The organism is Roseateles sp. (genome assembly GCF_036486225.1).
Taxonomy (GTDB): Bacteria; Pseudomonadota; Gammaproteobacteria; order Burkholderiales; family Burkholderiaceae_C; genus Roseateles.
Genome location: NZ_DASVNZ010000162.1, coordinates 17,156 through 37,060, shown reverse-complemented (window position 1 = coordinate 37,060; position 19,905 = coordinate 17,156). Strand labels below are relative to the sequence as shown.

19 protein-coding genes are annotated in these 19,905 nt (G+C 68.8%); 16 read left to right on the top strand and 3 right to left on the bottom strand.

Annotated elements, in window-relative coordinates:
• Window positions 1-48 precede the first annotated feature (48 nt).
• The 3 genes from VF536_RS11355 to VF536_RS11345 are packed head-to-tail and all read left to right on the top strand — an operon-like array spanning window position 49 to window position 3,096.
• Window positions 49-669 carry an NAD(P)H-dependent oxidoreductase gene (locus VF536_RS11355; protein ID WP_331614956.1) on the top strand — a complete coding sequence of 207 codons (621 nt, stop codon included), beginning with the start codon at window positions 49-51 and terminating at the stop codon, window positions 667-669.
• The gene (gene kefC, locus VF536_RS11350) at window positions 669-2,630 is read left to right on the top strand and encodes a glutathione-regulated potassium-efflux system protein KefC (protein WP_331614955.1); all 1,962 of its coding nucleotides are present in this window, start codon (window positions 669-671) and stop codon (window positions 2,628-2,630) included. Before VF536_RS11355 ends, kefC begins: the two co-directional genes overlap by 1 nt.
• A gap of 25 nt (window positions 2,631-2,655) precedes the next feature.
• The gene (locus VF536_RS11345; protein WP_331614954.1) at window positions 2,656-3,096 is read left to right on the top strand and encodes a DUF1841 family protein; all 441 of its coding nucleotides are present in this window, start codon (window positions 2,656-2,658) and stop codon (window positions 3,094-3,096) included.
• Window positions 3,097-3,150: 54 nt separating this feature from the next.
• Here VF536_RS11345 and VF536_RS11340 read toward each other — a convergent pair whose 3' ends face one another.
• The 3 genes from VF536_RS11340 to flgA all read right to left on the bottom strand — a co-directional run bounded on the left by VF536_RS11340 (window position 3,151) and on the right by flgA (window position 4,846).
• Window positions 3,151-3,540, bottom strand: a complete 390-nt coding sequence (locus VF536_RS11340) for a hypothetical protein (protein WP_297526466.1) — start codon at window positions 3,538-3,540, stop codon at window positions 3,151-3,153.
• A 37-nt stretch (window positions 3,541-3,577) separates the two neighbouring features.
• The gene (gene flgM, locus VF536_RS11335) at window positions 3,578-3,901 is read right to left on the bottom strand and encodes a flagellar biosynthesis anti-sigma factor FlgM (RefSeq protein WP_331614953.1); all 324 of its coding nucleotides are present in this window, start codon (window positions 3,899-3,901) and stop codon (window positions 3,578-3,580) included.
• A 120-nt stretch (window positions 3,902-4,021) separates the two neighbouring features.
• Window positions 4,022-4,846, bottom strand: a complete 825-nt coding sequence (gene flgA / locus VF536_RS11330; RefSeq protein WP_331614952.1) for a flagellar basal body P-ring formation chaperone FlgA — start codon at window positions 4,844-4,846, stop codon at window positions 4,022-4,024.
• 161 nt (window positions 4,847-5,007) lie between these two features.
• Here flgA and flgB point away from each other — a divergent pair, with 161 nt between their 5' ends.
• The 13 genes from flgB (at window position 5,008) to VF536_RS11265 (ending at window position 19,769) form a co-directional block, all read left to right on the top strand.
• On the top strand, window positions 5,008-5,397 hold the full coding sequence (gene flgB / locus VF536_RS11325) for a flagellar basal body rod protein FlgB (RefSeq protein WP_297526472.1): 390 nt from the start codon (window positions 5,008-5,010) through the stop codon (window positions 5,395-5,397).
• Window positions 5,398-5,423: 26 nt separating this feature from the next.
• A complete protein-coding gene (gene flgC / locus VF536_RS11320) occupies window positions 5,424-5,840 on the top strand; it encodes a flagellar basal body rod protein FlgC (protein ID WP_297526474.1) in 417 nt (138 codons plus the stop codon).
• Window positions 5,841-5,879: 39 nt separating this feature from the next.
• Complete coding sequence (locus tag VF536_RS11315) at window positions 5,880-6,539, top strand: flagellar hook assembly protein FlgD (protein WP_331614951.1); 660 nt, start codon at window positions 5,880-5,882, stop codon at window positions 6,537-6,539.
• A gap of 74 nt (window positions 6,540-6,613) precedes the next feature.
• A complete protein-coding gene (flgE, locus tag VF536_RS11310) occupies window positions 6,614-8,017 on the top strand; it encodes a flagellar hook protein FlgE (RefSeq protein WP_331614950.1) in 1,404 nt (467 codons plus the stop codon).
• A 52-nt stretch (window positions 8,018-8,069) separates the two neighbouring features.
• Window positions 8,070-8,798: a flagellar basal-body rod protein FlgF gene (flgF, locus tag VF536_RS11305; protein ID WP_331614949.1), complete on the top strand. Its 729-nt coding sequence runs from the start codon at window positions 8,070-8,072 to the stop codon at window positions 8,796-8,798.
• 59 nt (window positions 8,799-8,857) lie between these two features.
• A complete protein-coding gene (gene flgG / locus VF536_RS11300; RefSeq protein WP_331614948.1) occupies window positions 8,858-9,640 on the top strand; it encodes a flagellar basal-body rod protein FlgG in 783 nt (260 codons plus the stop codon).
• 94 nt (window positions 9,641-9,734) lie between these two features.
• Window positions 9,735-10,463 carry a flagellar basal body L-ring protein FlgH gene (locus tag VF536_RS11295; RefSeq protein WP_331614947.1) on the top strand — a complete coding sequence of 243 codons (729 nt, stop codon included), beginning with the start codon at window positions 9,735-9,737 and terminating at the stop codon, window positions 10,461-10,463.
• 45 nt (window positions 10,464-10,508) lie between these two features.
• The gene (locus tag VF536_RS11290; RefSeq protein WP_331614946.1) at window positions 10,509-11,654 is read left to right on the top strand and encodes a flagellar basal body P-ring protein FlgI; all 1,146 of its coding nucleotides are present in this window, start codon (window positions 10,509-10,511) and stop codon (window positions 11,652-11,654) included.
• Window position 11,655: 1 nt separating this feature from the next.
• Window positions 11,656-12,555, top strand: a complete 900-nt coding sequence (gene flgJ, locus VF536_RS11285) for a flagellar assembly peptidoglycan hydrolase FlgJ (RefSeq protein WP_331614945.1) — start codon at window positions 11,656-11,658, stop codon at window positions 12,553-12,555.
• A 53-nt stretch (window positions 12,556-12,608) separates the two neighbouring features.
• Window positions 12,609-14,585: a flagellar hook-associated protein FlgK gene (gene flgK, locus VF536_RS11280; RefSeq protein WP_331614944.1), complete on the top strand. Its 1,977-nt coding sequence runs from the start codon at window positions 12,609-12,611 to the stop codon at window positions 14,583-14,585.
• 35 nt (window positions 14,586-14,620) lie between these two features.
• Window positions 14,621-15,868, top strand: coding sequence for a flagellar hook-associated protein FlgL (gene flgL / locus VF536_RS11275; RefSeq protein WP_331614943.1), 1,248 nt, complete (start codon window positions 14,621-14,623; stop codon window positions 15,866-15,868).
• 13 nt (window positions 15,869-15,881) lie between these two features.
• Window positions 15,882-17,027: an EAL and HDOD domain-containing protein gene (locus tag VF536_RS11270; RefSeq protein WP_331614942.1), complete on the top strand. Its 1,146-nt coding sequence runs from the start codon at window positions 15,882-15,884 to the stop codon at window positions 17,025-17,027.
• A gap of 216 nt (window positions 17,028-17,243) precedes the next feature.
• Window positions 17,244-19,769 (top strand): sensor histidine kinase, encoded by a 2,526-nt coding sequence (locus VF536_RS11265; RefSeq protein ID WP_331614941.1) that lies wholly within the window; start codon window positions 17,244-17,246, stop codon window positions 19,767-19,769.
• Window positions 19,770-19,905 lie beyond the last annotated feature (136 nt).

Genomic DNA, 19,905 nt, shown 5'->3' with positions numbered 1-19,905 from the left:
CTCGATGAGGTGCGCAGCATGTTATGCGATGCCGCAAAATCGGCCGCCATGAGCGCCCCCTCCTCCATCCTCATCCTGGCCGCGCATCCGGACCTGGCCCATTCCCGCGTCACGCGGGCGATGCTGTCCGCCGCGCACGGCCTGCCCAACGTCCGCGTGCGCGACCTCTACGCGCTCTACCCGGACTACTCGATCGACACGCACGCCGAGCAGGAGGCGCTGCGCGACGCCGAGATGCTGGTCTGGCTGCATCCGATGCACTGGTACGGCATGCCCGCGCTGATGAAGCTGTGGGTGGACGAAGTGCTGAGCGTCGGTTTCGCCTACGGCCAGACCGGTCACGCGCTGCACGGCAAGGAGCTGTGGCTGGTGACCTCCGCCGGAGGGAGCGAACACTCGTACAGCGCGGAGGGCTACAACCGCCATCCGGTCGGCGACTTCCTGCTGCCCTACGCGCAGACGGCCGCGCTGTGCGGCATGCGCTTCCTGCCGCCGCTCATCCTGCACGGCGCGCAGAAGGCGTCGGCCGAGCAGGTCCAGGCCCATGTCCAGGCCTTCGTCGAGGGCCTGCGCATGCTGCCCGAATGGTGCGAGCACCAGCCCGAGCCGGACCAGGAAACGGTCCCCGACGACGAGCGCCCGGTGCGCGAGGAAGGAGCGCCGGTCTGATGGATGTCTCCACTCCGATGAACGCGGCGTCCGCCGCGATGGCCGCCGCCTCCGCCGCGGTGACGGCGACGGAAGCCGCGGCGCACGGCGCCCATGGCAACTGGCTGCTCACGCCACTGGTCCTGCTGGCGGCGGCGGTGCTCGCGGTGCCGCTGGCGCGCGGGCTGAAGCTGGGATCCATCCTGGGCTACCTCGTCGCGGGCGTGCTGCTCGGCCCGCAGGTGCTGGGGCTGATCAGCCAGCCGGCGACGGTGCTGGAGGTCGGCGAATTCGGCGTCGTGCTGATGATGTTCCTGGTCGGCCTGGAACTCGAGCCCAAGCGGCTGTGGGCGATGCGCCGGCCGATCTTCGGCTGGGGCTCGGCGCAGATGCTGGGCTGCGCGGCGCTGCTGCTCATCCCCTCGTTCTTCCTCGACGCCGACTGGCATGCCGCGGTCATCGCGGCGCTGGGGCTGGCGATGTCGTCGACGGCGGTGGCGCTGGCCACGCTCAGCGAGAAGAACCTCGGCAACACGCGCGCGGGCCAGAGCGTCATCAGCGTCGCGCTGCTGCAGGACATCGCCGCGATCCCGGTGCTGGCGCTGGTGCCCATCCTGGCCAGCCAGGGCCGGCCCGCGGCGGGGCACTCCGGCTACCGCATCTGGCTGGCGCTGGGAGCGCTGGTGCTGATCGTCCTCGGCGGCCGGCTGCTGCTGCGACCGCTGCTGCGCTGGATCGCGCGCAGCGGCACGCCGGAGATCTTCACCGCCGCCTCGCTGCTGCTGGTGCTGGCGGCGGCGATGCTGATGCAGAAGGTCGGGCTCTCGATGGCGCTGGGCGCCTTCGCGGCCGGCGTGCTGCTCGCCGAGAGCGAGTACCGCCGCGCGCTCGAGGCCGACCTGGAGCCGTTCAAGGGACTGCTGCTCGGCATGTTCTTCATCGCCGTGGGCATGGGTCTGGACCTGACGGTGCTGTGGCAGAAGCCGTTGGCTGTGCTCGGCCTGCTGGCCGCGCTGTGGCTGTGCAAGGGCCTGGTGCTGGCAGTGCTGGGCCGTGCGATGGGCCTGCCCAGGCCGGAGCGCGCGGTGTTCGTCATCCTGCTGGCGCAGGGCGGCGAGTTCGGCTTCGTCGTCTTCCAGCTCGCCGAGCAGGCGACGCTGCTGGACGCCTCGCAGCGCTCGGTGCTGGTGGCGGCGGTCGCGCTGTCGCTGGCGCTCACGCCGGCATTGCTGGCCTGGGCGCAGCGGCGTGCCGGCCAGATCGAACGCAAGTCTCCGCACGAGCTCACCGAGCAGCAGGAGTCCACCGTGATCATCGCGGGCTTCGGGCGCTACGGGCAGATCATCGGACGGATGCTCTTCGCCAACGGCATCCCGGCGACGGTGCTGGACCACGACGCCGACACCGTGGAATCGCTGCGGCGCTTCGGCTGGCGGGTGTTCTGGGGCGACGCGACGCGGCTGGAACTGCTGCGCACCGCCGGCGCGCAGCACGCGCAGGTACTGGTGCTGGCGGTCGACGACTTCAACCACAGCGTGAAGATCGCGGAGATCGCGCGCCAGCACTTCCCGCACCTGACCATCGTCGCGCGGGCCCGCAACGTCCAGCACTACTACGCGCTGCGCGAGCTGGGCGTCGAGCTGATCGAACGCGAGACGCTGGACTCCGCGCTGATGAGCGCCCGCAGCGTGCTCCAGCAACTGGGCTGGGAGCCGCACGCGGCGCGGCAGATGGCGTGGCGCTTCCGCCGTCACACCGTGGAGCAGACCGAAGAACTGCGTCCTCACCGCGGCGACCTGGACACGCTGATCGCGATGTCCAAGCGCGGTCGCGAGCAGCTGGAGGAGCGGCTGGCGGCGGAGCGCAAGGCGCTGGCCGAGGGCAAGGTCCGCAACCCCTGGCAGGAGCCGCATCTGGCGCCGGGCGCCTCCCCGGGCGCCGCGCCGGGGACGTCCGAGCATCCCCTGCCGGACAAGGCCTGACGAGGCCGGCGACAATCGGCCGCTTATGTTTGCCCCTTCCCAACTCGAGGTCCGGCGCTTCTTCTGCCAGACCTTCCGCAAGTACCGCGACAAGCTGCCGCTGACGCCGATGGAGGCGATCGCCTCGGACTGGATCGAGCAGCATCCGGAGTACCACGACGAACTCGCCGACGAGGACGCCGCGCTCGCGGCGGTCTACACGGTCGAGGACGGCCGCACGAATCCGTTCCTGCACCTGTCCATGCACCTGAGCCTGATGGAGCAGCACCAGATCGACCAGCCGACCGGCGTGCGCCAGGCGCTGGACCTGCTGGCGGCCCGCCGCCAGTCGCTGCACGAGGCTCACCATGAGGCGATGGAGTGCCTGGGCGAGATGATCTGGACCTCGCAGCGCAGCGGCCTGCCGCCGGACGGCCACGTGTACCTGGACTGCCTGCGTCGCAAGGCCACGCGGACGCCGACCTGAAAAGCAAAAGGCCACGCACTGCGTGGCCTTCATCATTGGAGAGGGGACCCGGGCTCAGGCCTGGATCGCTCCACCCAGACCCGACTTGCGCTCGCTCTTGCCGGAAGCGCCGTACAGGCCGCTCGGCTCGCCGGGCATCAGCACGTCGATGGCGCGGTCCAGCGCCGCGGTGGCGCGGGCCAGCGATTCGCGCTGGGCGGCGACACGGCCGCCGGCCTGCATCAGGCGGGTCCGCAGCCCCTGCGGCACGGTGCCGGTACGGGCGGCCGCGCTGAACTGCTCGATCGCCCGGGCCAAGGCCGCGTGCAGCGACGCCGCGTGCAGCTCGATCGCCTGCGAGTCGCGTCGATGCAGCGCGTCACCGAGCAGGTTCAGGCAGCTTTCGACGTCCTGGAGCGGCTGCTCCAGGTCGACGGGGGTCGTGGTCAGAGGCGTGGCGGTCATGGGCATCACCGGGAAAGCTGGGGTCGTGGGTCGCAACTCAGTGCGACTGCTGGGTGCGGCCCAGCATCTCGGACGCGTTGGCGATCAGCTTGTCGGCGATCGCGTCGGCGTTGATCTTGAACTCGCCCTTCTCGATCGCGCTGGCGATGCGGGCGACCTTCTCGGCGTCGAAGCTGCCGTCGTCCGAACCGGTGCCCGAGATCAAGCTGCTCGCGGTGCTCGACAGCTCGACCTTGGATCCCTCGTTCGAGGGGGCCGCGGCGCCGCCCTTGGCGGTCTTGGCGCCGCCCTCGGTCGCGCCGGCAGCAGTGCCGCCGACTTTCGAGTAGGCGTTGATGTCAGCGTTGTTACCGATCTTCATGGTGTTTCTCCATGGGCCCGAGAACTTCCGGAACCCTTCCATTAGCGGGTTTATCGACCCGCCTGGACAGAACTTGAGGGCCGCGCTTCACAAATTAGACAGGTCTCTCGGTGAAGGGCATCACAGTACCACCTCCACCCGTCGTTCACCGATCGTACGCCCGGTGGCCATGCGGCCATTGTCGAAGCGTACCCGGACATCCTGGCCTTCCAGCCCGACGCCCATCGCCTGGCCTTCGCCGGCGATCGCATAACCATCGCCGGTCGCCATCACCTGCACCCGGTCGCCCGGCTGCACCCATTGGCGCAGTTTCAGGTCGACGGAGCGCAGTGCCTGGCCGGCCGCAACCGGTTTGGCGAGGTGGCGTCCGAGCCAGCCATCCGCTTGTGTATAGATGGCGCCGGCCTCCCCGGCAATATCTACTTCGGCCAGCCGGAAGTGTTCTTGAGTCAGGACCGTGCCGGTCGGCAGGTCGGCGGCAGCGACGAAGGCCTGGCCGTAGACCTTGATCGTCAGCGGCAGCGTCACATTCCACTTGGTCACGCCGGCGACGCAGCGCAGTCCCAGGCGGCTGCGACCCCACATCCTGGTGCCGGGCGGCAGGTAAGGCTGGATCTGCGCGCAGGGCGCCAGGCGCAGACGCGGATCCAGCTTGCCGATCTCGATCTCCACACGCGCCTGGTTGGGCGCCACCTGGCGGGCCCCGGCCATCGCCAGCGTCTGCAGGCGATCTTCCAGCGTCGCGTCCAGCGCGGCGAGGCCTGAGCTGCCAGGTTCGCTAATAGAAATATTGGGCGCCACGGCGACCTGCACCGGCGCCGCGGTCTGTGCGTCGGCCTCGTCCACCAGCCCGAACATCAGCCACACGGACATCAGCGCCCCCGCCAGCAGGGCGGGCAGCGCCTGCGCGTGGCGGGCATGGGTGGAGGGGCAGCTTTGCGGCATGGGTCGGAACTGTACGGATCCGGGGCTCGCCGGTGGCTTCGAAATGCGCCGGGATCACCCGTCTTATCGCGCTCATGTTTTCGGACCTGCTGAACACAATGCTCGAACGTGACAGAACCGGGCCGTCCCGACGCGCCCCGACCGTCCGAAGGAGAAACGACATGCTGAACAAACTGACCGACGCGATGAACTTCCAGTCCCAGGCGCTGACCCTGCGGGCGGAGCGTCAGCGTCTGCTGGCCAGCAACATCGCCAACGCCGACACCCCGGGCTACCAGTCCAAGGACATGGACTTCGCCAAGGCGCTGCGCGCGGCGACCTCCCCGGCGGCCAACCCCTCGGACTCCAACCAGACCCTGACGCAGCGCACCCAGAACGCGCTGCAGAGCAGCCTGAGCTCGATGACCAGCATGGACAGCAACACGGTCGACATGGACCGCGAGCGCGCCAGCTTCGCCGACAACACGGTGAAGTACGAGGCCTCGCTGCGGTTCCTGAACGGCTCCATCCGCACGATGCTGGACGCGATGAAGTCGCCGAACGCCTCCTGATAGAGCGCTAGAGCAAGGAGCCCGTCATGTCGATGTTCAGCATCTTCCACATCAGCGGCAGCGCGGTCAGCGCGCAGAGCCAGCGCCTGAACGCGGTGGCCAGCAACATGGCCAACGCGGACACCGTCGCCGGCCCGGACGGCCAGGCGTACAAGGCACGCCAGGTCGTGTTCCAGAGCGTGCTGGCGCAGAACGGCATGGACCAGACCGACGTCGGCGTGCAGGTGGTGGGCGTCCAGGAGAACCAGACCCCCGGCCGCCGCATCCACGACCCGAGCCACCAGCTGGCCGACGCCGACGGCTACGTCACCTACAGCAACGTGAACAGCGTCGAGGAGATGGTCAACATGATCTCCGCCTCCCGCTCATACCAGAACAACCTCGAGGTCATGGGCACCGCCAAGTCGCTGCTGCTCAAGACCTTGCAGATGGGCCAGGGCTGACCGCCCGCTCCTCCCGACTAACCCAACGGAACGCCCATCATGGACTTCACCGCCCTGAACAACAACACGAAGACCGGCGCCGCCTCGAACACGGGCGCCGCGAGCGCGACCGGCACGAGCGCGCAGGAAACCTCCGACCGTTTCCTGAAGCTGCTGGTGGCGCAGCTGCAGAACCAGGACCCGATGAACCCGATGGACAACGCCGCGGTCACGACGCAGATGGCGCAGATCCAGACCGTCACCGGCGTGAGCACCCTGAACAGCAGCATCCAGGCCCTGGGCAGCCAGTTCGGCCAGATGCAGGCGCTGCAGAGCGTGAGCCTGGTCGGCCGCGACGTCACCGTCCCCGGCAACAAGATCAGCGTCGCCGACGGGAAATCCACGATGAGCTTCGACCTCGGCGGCGCCGCCGACGCGGTCAAGCTGGAGATCCTCAACGGCGCCGGCGAGGTGATCTCCACGCAGGACCTCGGCAAGATGAAGGCCGGCATGCAGTCCTATACCTGGGACGCGTCCAAGGCCACCGAGACCACCAACCTGAGCTTCCGCGTCACGGCGACCAACGCCAGCGCGCCGGTCACCGCCACCACTCTCACCCGCGACACGGTGCGCGCGGTGAACACGAGCGGCGCCACGCTGCAGCTCGAACTCAAGAATTCCGGCCTGGTCGATTACGACAAGGTCCGCTCGCTGGGCTGATCCCAGCAGTTCCGCCCCAGCCCCGCCCCGCTTTACCCCGCAGATTCGCGCCTGAATCGCCCAAGGACACGACCATGAGCTTCCAACAAGGCCTCTCCGGACTGAACGCTTCCAGCAAGAACCTGGAAGTCATCGGCAACAACATCGCCAACTCGCAGACCTACGGCGCGAAGTCGTCGCGGGCCGAGTTCGCCGACATGTACGCCGCCTCGCTCAACGGCGCCGGCACCAGCGACGTCGGCATCGGCGTGCAGGTCCAGACGGTGGCCCAGCAGTTCACGCAGGGCAACATCTCGATCACCGAGAACCCGATGGACCTGGCGATCAACGGCGCCGGCTTCTTCCAGGTGTCCGACGGCAAGAGCCCGACGGTGTACACCCGCAACGGGCAGTTCAAGGTCGACAAGGACGGCAACATCGTCAACAACGACCAGTTGAAGCTGATGGGCTACCCCGCCGACGCCAACGGCGTGATCCAGCCGGGTCTGGCCCAGGGCCTGAAGCTGCCCACCGGCGGCATCGACCCCAAGGTCACCAGCGACATCAAGATGGAGTTCAACCTGGACTCCCGCGCCGGCCCGACCGCCGCCTACGACCTGACCGATCCGGCCGATCCGAACTCGGCCAAGATCGACAAGACCGGCATCACGCTGAACGACCCGACGACGTACAACAACGCGACGTCGATGACGGTGTATGACGCCAAGGGCCAGCCGACCGCGCTGACCATGTACTTCCAGCGCGCCAACAACGACGACGCCAACGGCAACACCGTCTGGAACGTCTACCTGACGGCCAACGGCAGCGCCGTGCAGTTCGACTCGCAGGGCAACCCGATCGAGACCGACGACGGCACCGCCAAGGGCAACCCGCTGACGCCGTTCACGCAGATGACCTTCCTGCCCACCGGCGGCAAACCGGTCTCGCCCGGCCCGAGCGAGTTCCTGAACCTGAAGATCCCCGCCGGCACGAACTCGCAGGGCGCCCCGACGCTGCCGATCCCGGCGCCGCCGGCGGACCCGTCCGATCCGTCGGTGAAGGGCATCAGCTTCGACCTGCGTTCGGCCACCGAGAACGGCTCCAACTTCGCCGTGACCGACCTGAACCAGAATGGCTACGCGCCGGGCCAGCTGGTCGGCATCAAGCTGGAAGACAACGGCATCGTCACCGCCCGTTATTCGAACGGCGAATCCAAGCCGGCAGGCCAGGTCGAGCTCGCCAACTTCCGCAACCCGCAGGGCCTGCAGCCGCTGGGCGGCAACGTCTGGGCGCGCACCAACTCGTCGGGCGATCCGGTCGTCGGCGTCCCGGGCGACGGCAACCTGGGTTCGCTGACCCCCGGCGCGCTGGAGGAATCCAACGTCGACCTGACCTCCGAGCTGGTGAACATGATGACCGCGCAGCGCGTCTACCAGGCCAACTCGCAGACCATCAAGACGCAGGACCAGGTCCTGCAGACGCTGGTCAACCTGCGTTGATGCAGGCACCGACGTCCTGACCCATCCCGTTGCCGATCGCTGAGGAGTTCCGATGGACCGCATGATCTACCTGTCGATGAGCGGCGCCCAGGCGGCGATGTCGCGCCAGGACGTGCTTTCCAACAACCTCGCCAACGCCAACAGCAACGGCTTCCGGGCCGAACTGCAGGCGTTCCGTGCGGTGCCCATCCGCGGCGAGGGCGCGTCCACCCGCGCGTTCGCGCTGGAGACGACCACCGGCCACGACCTCACCGCCGGCCCGATCTCGACGACCGACCGCAACCTGGACGTCGCCATGAAGGGCAAGTCCTGGATGGCCGTGCAGGCGCTGGACGGCACCGAGGCCTACACCCGTGCCGGCTCCATGGACGTCGACCAGGAAGGCGTGCTGCGCATGCGCAACGGCCTGCAGGTGCTGGGCGACGGCGGCCCGATCACCGTGCCGCCCAACTCGACGATCTCGATCGGCGACGACGGCACCGTCGTGGCCAAGGCCGACGGCCAGCGTCCGGTGAACATCGGCCGCATCAAGCTGGTCACCGAGGACGGCCGCTTCACGCGCCGCGACGACGGCCTGTTCATCGCCGACGGCGGCGACCCGCTGCCCGCCGATCCCGCCGCCCGGCTGCAGTCGGGCGCCCTCGAGGGCTCCAACGTGAGCCCGGTCGAGACCATGGTCGGCATGATCGCCGCCGCCCGCCAGTTCGAGCAGCAGATGAAGCTGCTCTCGATCGCCCAGACCCACGGCCAGGCAGCCTCCAAGCTGCTGTCCGACAGCTGATCCGCCTGCCGACAGTTCGCAGTACGGAACCGCATTCGCCACAGGATTAGGAGACTTCGATGCTTCGCTCGCTCTGGACCGCCAAGACCGGCATGGAAACCCAGCAGACCCAGCTGGACGTGATTTCCCACAACCTGGCCAACGTCTCGACCAACGGCTTCAAGAAGTCGCACGCGGTCTTCGAAGACCTGATGTACCAGACGCTGCGCCAGCCCGGCGCCAACAACACCGAGCAGACCACGCTGCCCACCGGGATGCAGGTCGGCCTGGGTTCGCGCGCGGTCGCGACCTCGCGCAGCCACTCGCAGGGCAGCCTGACCCAGACGTCCAACTACCTGGACGTGGCCGTCAAGGGCAACGGCTTCTTCCAGGTCCAGATGCCCGACGGCACCACCGCCTACACCCGCGACGGCAGCTTCCAGCTGGACGCCAACGGCCAGGTCGTCACCAACAACGGCAACACCGTGCTGCCGGGGATCATCGTCCCGGCCGACGCCAAGACCCTGACCATCGGCGCCGACGGCACCGTGAGCGTCACGACCGCGGCCAGCGCCACGCCGACGACGCTGGGCCAGCTGCAGCTGGCGAACTTCATCAACCCGCCGGGGCTGGAATCGCTGGGCGGCAACCTGTACGCCGAGACCGTCGCCTCCGGCACGCCGCAGACCGGCGCCCCCGGCCAGAACAGCCTGGGCACGGTGCAGCAGGGCTTCGTCGAAACCTCGAACGTCAACGTCGTCGAGGAACTGGTCCAGATGATCCAGACGCAGCGCGCCTACGAAATGAACTCGAAGGCGATCCAGACCACCGACCAGATGCTCCAGAAGCTCTCGCAGATCTGACCGGCCTGAGCCCCGCTCTTCCACCGACCGGGCGCTGAGCGCCCGCGCGACGATGCGGGGGCCCTCGTTCCTGTCCGCGATCCTAGGAGTCGTCATGCCTTCGTTCCCGTCCCTGCCCCGCTCCCTGCCCCGTTCTCTGGCCCGTTCGCTCACGGCCCTGGCCCTCGTGCCGGCCGCCCTCGCGCTGACCGCGTGCTCGACCATGTACCCGCAGCCGCGCGTGGACATGCAGCCCGCTCCGGTGGTGAAGATGCCCGAGCCGATCCCGGCCTCGGCCAACAACGGCGCGATCTACCAGAATGCGAACTACCGGCCGCTGTTCGAGGATCACCGCGCCCGCCTGGTCGGCGACATCGTCACCGTGACCATCACCGAGAAGGTCAGCGCGACGCAGAAGTCGACCAGCGAGCTGGACAAGAGCGGCGCCCTGGCCGCCGCCGTGACCGCGATCCCGGGCATCGCCGCGAACTCCTTCGGCGCCGGCCGCGCCGACGTGGGCGGCTCCTCGTCGAGCAAGAGCACCGGCAAGGGCACGAACGAGAACACCAACGACTTCTCCGGCACCATTACCGCGGTCGTCACCGGCGTGCTGCCCAACGGCCATCTGCTGATCTCGGGCGAGAAGCAGGTCGGCGTCAACGCCAACGTGGACGTGCTGCGCTTCTACGGCCAGGTCGACCCGCAGTCGATCCGCCAGGGGAACATCGTCGCCTCCACGGCGATTGCCAACGTCCGGGTCGAACAGCGCGGACGCGGCGCCGTCGCCGACGCACACGGAATTGGCTGGCTATCCCGCTTCTTCTTGAACCTTTCGCCCATTTAAGTTTCCCCACAATCGGTCACACGAGTCTGCAACCGTGTGACCGAGATGTACCCCACCACCCTCCCCCGCTTCTTCTCCCGCTCCCCACGCCTGCTGGCCTCCGGCCTGCTCGCGCTGATGGCCCTGCTCGCGATCGCGACGCCGGCCGAGGCGACGCGCATCAAGGAAGTCGCCGCGGTGCAGGGCGTCCGCTCCAACCCCTTGACCGGCTACGGCCTGGTGGTGGGCCTGGACGGCACCGGCGACCAGACCACGCAGGCCCCGTTCACGGGCCAGAGCATGACGGCGATGCTGCAGCAGTTCGGCGTGCTGCTGCCGCCCGGCGTGACCATGCAGCCGCGCAACGTCGCGGCGGTCATGATCACCACCTCCCTCCCCCCGTTCGCGCAACCCGGCCAGCCGCTGGACGTGGTCGTCTCGTCCATGGGCAACGCCAAGAGCCTGCGCGGCGGCACGCTGATCGCCACGCCGCTGCGCGGCGCCGACGGCCAGGTCTACGCGATCGCCCAGGGCAACCTGATCGTCGGCGGCGCCGGCGCGTCCGCGGGCGGCTCCAAGGTCCAGATCAACCACCTCAGCGCCGGCCGCATCCCCGGCGGCGCGCTGGTCGAGCGCAGCGTGCCCACGCCGCTGCAGCAGAACGAGTGGCTGCAGCTGGACCTGAACGCCTCCGACTTCGGCACCGCGCGCGCCGTCGCCAAGGCCATCAACAAGTCCAAGGGCGAAGGCACGGCGATGGCGCTGGACGGCCGCGTCGTCAAGGTCCGCGCCCCGCTGGCGCCGGACGCGCGCGTCGCCTTCCTGGCCGACATGGAGAACCTGAGCTTCGACCAGGAGACCCCGGCCGCCCGCATCGTCATCAACGCCCGCACCGGCTCGGTCGTCATGAACCAGGCCGTCACGCTGCAGCCCTGCGCGGTCGCGCACGGCAACCTGGCGGTGACCATCTCCAGCACGCCGCAGGTCAGCCAGCCCAACGCGCTGTCCGGCGGCCAGACCACGGTCACGCAGAAGACCGACATCTCGATCAAGCAGGACCCCGGCTCGCTGATCCAGCTGCCGGCCGGCGCGCGCCTGAACGACGTCGTCAAGGCGCTCAACACGCTGGGCGCCACGCCGCAGGACCTGCTGGCGATCCTCCAGGCGATGAAGAGCGCCGGCGCCTTGAACGCCGAACTCGAGGTGATCTGACATGGCCCTCTCCACCCCCCTTGGCACCGCGCTCGGCATGGGCACGAATATCAATACCAGCGGCCTGTCGTCCGACACGCGTTCGGTCGAGCAGCTCAAGGGCACCGCGTCGCGCGACCCCAAGGCCGCCGTCAAGGAGACCGCGCGCCAGTTCGAGGCCCTCTTCATGCAGGAAGTGATGAAGAGCATGCGCCAGGCCACGATGAGCAGCGGGATGATGGAGAACTCGGCGACCCAGATGGGCGGCGAGATGCTGGACCAGCAGTACGCCGCGAAGATGACCGGTCTGCCCGGCGGCCTGTCCCAGGCCATCGAGCGCCACCTGCAGCGCCAGCTCGGCGTGAAGGACGGCGAGCTGCCGACCGCCAAGGACGCGACCAAGATCCAGCAGCTGCCGGCGCTGGCCGTCAAGAACGTGCAGCCGCACGTGCAGGACTTCATCCTCAAGCACGACGCCGCCGCCAAGTCGGCGCAGGCCGCCACTGGCATTCCCGCGAGCTTCATGATCGCGCAGGCCGCGCACGAGTCCGGCTGGGGCAAGCGCGAGATCCTGAACAAGGACGGCACCAGCAGCAACAACATCTTCGGCATCAAGGCCGGCGCCAACTGGACCGGCAAGGTCGCCGAGGTGCAGACCACCGAATACATCGACGGCAAGGCGGTCAAGGTGACGGCCAAGTTCCGCGCCTACGCCAGCCATGAAGAGGCCTTCAAGGACTACGCCAAGCTGATCGGCAGCAACGACCGCTACCGCGACGTCGTCGCCAAGGCCAACACCGGCAGCGCCGAGGGCTTCGCCAAGGGCCTGCAGAAGGCCGGCTACGCCACCGACCCCGAGTACGCGACCAAGCTGGCGCGCACGATCAACACCACGATGCGCGTGCAGCGCGCGCTGGCCTGATCGCGCGTCGCTGAGCTCGTCCAGGACGCCCAGGAAAGACCGAGGAACCCGACATGAGTACCTCTCCGCTGCTCTCGCTCGGCATGCGCGCCATGTTCGCCAACCAGGCGGCGCTGCAGACGATCGGCCAGAACATCGCCAACGCGAACACGCAGGGTTACTCGCGCCAGGAAGTGGTGCTGACCACGCCTGAAGGCCAGTTCACCGGCGCGGGCTACTTCGGCAAGGGCGTCAACGTGCAGACGGTGACCCGCTCGCACAACGAGTTCCTGACCCGCGAGGCCGCGGCCGCCAAGTCGCAGGCCTTCGCCGACACGACGATGCAGTCGCAGCTGGCGCAGCTGGAGAAACTCTTCCCCACCGGCGACGACGGCATCGGCCAGTCCGCCAACGACTTCCTGAACGCGCTGGTCGACGTGGCCAGCCGCCCGTCCGATCCGTCCGCGCGCCAGGTCGTGCTGGGCAAGGCGCAGGCGCTGGCCGCGCGTTTCCAGAGCGCGGGCCAGCAACTGGCCGACCTGCAGTCGGGCGTCGTCAGCGACATGAACGCCGACGTCAAGCAGGTCAATGAACTCGCCAAGCAGATCGCCGCGGCGAACGACCAGATCGCCCGCTCGGCCGGCACCAGCCACACCCCCAACGACCTGCTCGACAAGCGCGACCAGCTGATCTCGCAGCTCAGCCAGTACGTGCAGGTCAGCACCGTGCCCAACAGCCGCGACGGCACGACCGGCGTGTTCATCGGCGGCGGCCAGGTGCTGGTGCTGGGCGGCCAGGCGCAGCAGCTCTCGGTCACGCCCGATCCGTACGACGGCGGGCGCGCGCAGCTCTCGATCACCGACACCAGCGGCACGCGCGCGCTGGACGACAGCACGCTGACCGGCGGTTCACTGACGGCGATGCTGCGTTACCAGAACACCCACCTGCAGGACGCCCGCAACCTGCTCGGCCAGATGGCGACCGCGATCGCCACGCGCGTCAACGAGCAGCAGAGCCTGGGCATCGACCTGAAGGCGCAGGCCGGCGGTCCGCTGTTCACCATCGCCAATCCGACGGTGCTGCCGGCGACGACCAACCGCGGCGACGCCAAGCTCAGCGCCACCGTCACCGACGGCTCGCTGGTGCCGGCGCTGTCCTTCATGGTCACGCCGGATCCGACCGGCACGCCCGACAGCTACCAGATCGCGGTGCGCCCGGGCGGCCAGCCGACGATCATGAACAACGACCAGATCAAGGCGGCCTACGGCATCAGCCTGTCGACGACCGGCACCATGCAGCAGGGCGACAGCTTCCTGCTGGAGCCGGTGGCCAACGCGGCGGGCAGCTTCAAGCGCGCGCTGGACGATCCGTCCGGCCTGGCGGCGGCCTCGCCCATCATCGGCACGACCGACATCAACAACAAGGGCACGGCCACCGTCGACACGCTCTACGCGATCAACGACAAGTTCGACAAGAGCAAGCAGCCCGCGACCGTCGAGTTCGGCGCCGTCAACGCCGACAACAGCATCAACTACACGATCACCCTGTCGGACAACACGCAGGTCAGCGGCACCTGGAAGGCCGGCGGCAAGATCGGCAACGATCCGGCCAACGGCGTGGACCTGGGTTTCGAGCTGAGCATCAACGGCGTGCCGCGCGAAGGCGACAAGATCGCCATGCAGGTGTCGGACCAGGTGGTCTCGACCAACAACGGCAACGCCAAGGCCTTCCTCGCGATGCAGAAGGAGCCCTTCCTGGGCAAGCAGCTGCAGGTCGACGGCACCATGTCGCGCGGCCAGACCGTCAACGAGGCCTACGCCGCCGCGATGGCCGATATCGGCTCGCGCGTACAGGGCGCGGACTACCTGGCGCAGGTCTCCACGACGGTGGCCTCGGACACCGAGCAGACCCGCTCCAGCCAGGCCGGCGTCAACCTCGACGAGGAGGCCGCCAAGCTGATGCAGTTCCAGCAGGGCTACCAGGCCGCCGCCAAGATGCTGCAGGCCGCGCAGAGCCTGTTCGACCAATTGCTGAGCGTGGTCGGCCGCTGACGCGCCCGAGCCACTGAACCCTGAAGGACGCAGCCATGCGACTCTCGACCAACAACATGTTCGACACCAGCATCGCGACGCTGCAGCGCCGCCAGCAGGAGATGCAGGACGCGCAGCAGCGCCTGACCAGCGGCAAGCGTGTCGAGAAGGCCAGCGACGACCCGACCGGCGCGGCCCGCGCCGAGCGCGCGCGCACCTCGCTCGGACAGGTCGACGCCAGCCAGCGCGCACTGGACGCCAGCCGCAACAGCATGACCCTGGCCGAAAGCGGCCTGGGCGACGCCAACGAACTGCTGCAGCAGATCCGCGAGGCGCTGGTCGCCGCCGGCAACGCCAGCTACAGCGATCCGGAGCGGCAGGGCCTGGCGACCAAGGTCCAGGGCCTGCGCGACCAGTTGCTCTCGATCGCCAACCGCACCGACGGCGCGGGCGGCTACCTGTTCTCCGGCCAGGGCACCTCGGGCGTGCCCTTCCTCGACAACCCGGTGCAGCGCGACGCCTCGGGCAACCGCATCGGCGGCGGCGTGGGCTTCGAGGGCATCTCGGGCAGCGTCACGACCGGCAACCTCGAGAACTATCCGCTCAGCGTCGACGGCCGCCAGGCCTGGGAGCAGGCGCGCAGCGGCAACGGCACCTTCGAGACCGGTCCCGCGCCCAACGCGCTGACCGGCAAGGCCTCGACCGGCTACATCGACTCCGGCCGCGTCACCGATCCGGCGCTGGTCACCGGCGACAGCTACAGCATCGTCGTCAGCGGCACCGCGCCGGCGCAGACCTACACCGTCTTCAACGAATCGCAAGGCCACGTGCCGGTCGCCAGCGACAACTACGCCGCCGGCCAGAGCGTCAAGTTCGACGGCATGGCGATGACCATCGCCGGCGCGCCGTCCGACGGCGACACCTTCAGCGTCAAGCCCTCGACGGCCGACCTGAAGCTCTTCGAGGTGCTGGACCGCACCATCGAATCGCTCAAGACGACGGGCCGCACCGGCCCCGAGATCACGCAGTCCAACCTGATGAACCTGCGCGACCTGGACGCGGTCATGGGCAACCTCGCCAACGTGCGCAGCCAGGTGGGTGAACAGATGAACAACCTGGACGGTTCGGAGTCCCGTCTGCAGACGCTCAAGGTTTACAACAAGGCTGAGCAATCTGCCGCAGAGGATCTGGACATGACCCAGGGCATTTCCGACTTCCAGAATCAGCAGACGGGCTACGATGCGGCGCTGAAGACCTACTCGATGGTGCAGCGCATGTCGCTGTTCCAGTACATCAACTCCTGATGCGCCGATCTGCATGAACTCGACACACGCCGTGCTGGGCCAAGTGGCCCTGGGGTACGCGCCCCTGGTTTCCAAGTCCTTCGACATCGAGGCCACCCGCGTCACGGTGTTCGCGCTTCGCCCCGAGGGCACGCCCGACGCCGGCGAACTGCTCACGGCGCTGGCCGAGGCCTTCCCGACCAAACCCGTGCTGCTGAACGTGGCGCACGAAGGCCTGCTCAAGGGCCTGCTCGCCGCCGCGCTGCCGGGCAACTTCAAGATCGAGGTCCCCGCCTTCCTGCTGTCCGACGCGGACCTGGCGGCCCAGGCGCAGGCCCGCGGCGCGCTGCTGAAGGGCCGCTCCGACGCGGCCGGCTTCAAGCAGCTGGTGCTGGACCTGCAGGAGCTGAGCGGCGGTCCGCTGCCGGCCGGCAAGTCGGTGCTGGTCTCGGGCGCCCGCAACGGCGGTGATTTCAAGCAGGCGCTGGATGCCGGCGCGGCCGGCGTGCTGGGCTGGACCGTGCACGGCGAGTTCGAGGCGCCTGCCGCCCCGGCGGCCCGCAACGATGCGCAGGCCGACCTGCAGGTGATCGTCGAGCTGATGTCGCGCGTCGACCAGGGCGAGGACGTCGAGCGCCTGGAGCAGACGCTCAAGCGCGATCCGAGCCTGGCCTTCAAGCTGCTGCGTTACATGAATTCCGCAGCCTTCGGCCTGTCGGTCGAAGTGTCGTCCTTCCGTCACGCCATCATGCTGCTGGGCTACGCCCGCCTGCGCCGCTGGCTGGCCCTGCTGCTGGCGACGGCCAGCAAGGACCACGCGATGCGCCCGGTCATGTTCGGCGCGCTGCGTCGCGGCCTGGTGATGGAAGAGCTGGCCAAGAGCATGACGGATTCCGAAGTCCGCGACGAGATGTTCATCTGCGGCCTGTTCTCGCTGCTGGACCACATGCTGAAGCAGCCCTTCGAGAAGCTGCTGCAGTCCATCCCGGTGCCCGAGCGTGTGCGGCAGGCGCTGGTCGAGCAGACCGGCCCGTACAAGGGCTATCTGGACCTGGTGCAGGCGATCGAGAACGAATCGATCCTCGACGTCCGCGCCGCGCTCGACACGCTGATGCTGGGTCCGGACGAAGTGAACGGCGCGGTGCTGCGCGCGCTGCACAAGGCCTCGCAACTCGAGTGAACCCGGGCGTCAAGCCCAAAGCAACGAGAGGCCTCGCCGGCAATTCCGCGAGGCCTTTTCCATTGCAGTCCTCGGTCGCAAAACCGTGAAAGTAGGACGGCGATCGGGGACGGCAGGTCGCGGGGTTTTGGCCCTTGCGGCCAAGGCCCTGCGACCTGGCGGCCAACGCTCAAACCGTTGCAGATAGGCGGTCCCCACCCGGCATAAACTCGCCCCGTGTCGACCCAACTCCCTCTCGCCTCCCCTGATCTCGACGCCCTGCGAGCGCTGCTGACGGCGCGTGGCCTGGCGTTGGCTGATCTGCTGGCCGGCTTGTGGGAGGGTCCTTGGCCGGCTTTCGTGCTGGATGCCAAGGGCCAGGTCTTGCTGAGCAACGCGCGGCTGCAGGGTTTGATGGGTGCGATCTCGCTGAAGGGTGAGCGCCTGCTGCCCAGCCGCAAGGCGCAGGAGTTGCGTCTGGTCGATGACCAGGGTCGCGATCATCTGCTGCAGGCGTGGGTGCATCCGCTGGAGGGTGGACTGGGTCTGGCGCTGCTGCAGGACCACAGCACCGAGCTGGCGGCACGGGAGCGCGCGGATCGGATGCAGTCCGAGATCGACCAGTGGCTGGATCTCAGCCCGCTGCCCGCGCTGATGCACGACGACCAGGGCCTGCTGCTGCGCTTCAACGGCGCCTTCGCGGCGCTGTGCCGGCGCCTCAGCCCGCAGATGCCGATCAGCCTGCACGAGCTTCCGCCCGAGTGGCGCGACCTGCTGCATGCGAAGGCCCCTGAGTCGGGTCAAGAGACGCATCGCAACGCGCTGCTCGCCCCGCCCGGCGATCGTCGACGCTGGATCCGCGTGCGCGCGCGCCGGCTGAGCGGCCCGTGGACGCGGCCGCGCACGCTGGTGATGCTCGAGGACCGCAGCGCGGAGCAGGATCTGGAGCTCGCGCAGCAGCAGCTGCAGACGCTGATGGACACGGCCGGCGTGGGACTGGCGACCTTCCAGGCGGAAGGCGGCTGGTCGCGGCCCGGCACCGGGGCGCCGCCTCCGCCGCCCATTCCCGGCGACGAGGGCATGCGGCCTGCGCCGGCGCTGCAAGGCGTCAACCGCGACATGGTCGAGCCCGAGTCGCGCGCCGAATACGAGAAGCTCCAGCAGGCGCTGAAGCAGGCGATGCCCACGGTGGCGCGCTACGCGGTCCGACATCCCGAGCACGGCTTGCGCTGGCTGATGACGCGGGTCGAGATCGGCCAGCTGGCCTCGGGCCAGAAGACGACCTCCGTGCTGACCGTCGACATCACGGACCACCACCAGGCGCAGGAGCGCAACGAGCTGCTGCAGCATTCGCTGAACCTGCAGACGGAGCGAGAGCGCGCGGTGCTCGACTCGGTGCTGGTCGGCATCGTGACGGTGGGCCGCCAGGGCATCGAGTGGATGAACCGCTCGGCACGACGGATGTTCGGCGGCGACCTGCCGGAGTTCGCCGGTCAGCCGATCAGCAGCGTCGCGACCGAAGCACCGGACCACCCGTTCCGTCAGACGCAGTATCTGGACGAACTGCCCGAAGGTCAGGCCGAGACCTTTGAATGCCGCGTGGTCGCGCGCGACGGGCGCGAGTTCTGGGTGGTCGGCAACGCGGTCGCGACGGTCGGGCCGGACAGCTCGCGGCAGTTGACCTACGCGCTGCTCGACATCGAACGCCGCCGCCAGGCCGAGGCGCAGAGCCAGCAGGCGCAGGCCTCGCTGCACCGGATCATCGAGGCCGCGCCCATCGCCATCAGCCTGCACGACGCGCGCACGCTGCAGGTGCGGCAGATCAACCAGGCCGCGGCGGCGCTGGCGGGCCGGCCGGAGGAAGAGCTGCTCGGCGCGAGCCTGGAGGCGCTCTTCGGCAGCGGCGACGAGGCGGAGACCATCCGCTCGGACATGGAGTTCGCGCTGCAGAGCAGCGAGGTGCTGCAGCGCGAATACCGGCTGACGGTGCGCGGCCAGGCGCGGATCTGGGACGCGCGGCTGCTGCACCTGGCGGGCGTCAACGACGCCAGCGGCGAGCTGGAGCCGGAACAGCTGCTGCTGGTCGCCACCGACGTGACGCAGCAGCGCGCGCAGGAAGCCGCGCGGCTGGAAGCGGCGATCGCGCAGCGCGAGCTGCTGGTGCGCGAGGTCCACCACCGGATCAAGAACAACCTCCAGGGCGTGGCCGGGCTGCTGCAGCAGATCGCGGCGCGGCGGCCCGAGGTGAGGACGGTCATCAACGAGGCCGTCGGCCAGGTGCAGGCGATCGCGCAGGTCTACGGGCTGCAGGTCGGCATGTCGGGACCGCTGCGGCTGCGCAAGGTCGTCGAGGCGGTGATGGGCTCGGTGCAGCGGATGTTCGGGCGCGAGATCCTGGTCGACATCGACGGCGCGATGGCCGAGCAGTCGCACCGCTGGGGCCTGCCCGAAGCCGAGGCGATCCCGATCGCGTTGACGCTCAACGAGCTGTTCACCAACGCGGTGAAGCATGGCGGCGAGACGCCGGTGCGCTGCGAGCTGCGCTTCGATCCCGAGCAGGTGGTGCTGCGCATCATCAACAAGGGACAGTTGCCGGCGGGCTTCGACCTCGCGCAGGTGCGCGGCGGCGTGTCCGGCCTGGGCCTGGTGCGCGCGCTGCTGCCGCGGCGCAGCGCGCTGCTCGGGCTCACGCAGGAAGGCGGTCAGGTCGTCTGCGAACTCAGCCTGTGGCCGCCCGGGGTGCAGTTGCTGGAGGCGCTCTAGGCGCGAGGCAAGGTAGAGGCAACGTTGAGACAACGTTGGGGCTAGGTTGAGGCAATGTCGCGGCGATAGCCTGCATTGCTTCTCCACTGTCTCGAAGCCCACGATGAAGCGCACCGATCGATTCCCACGATCCGTA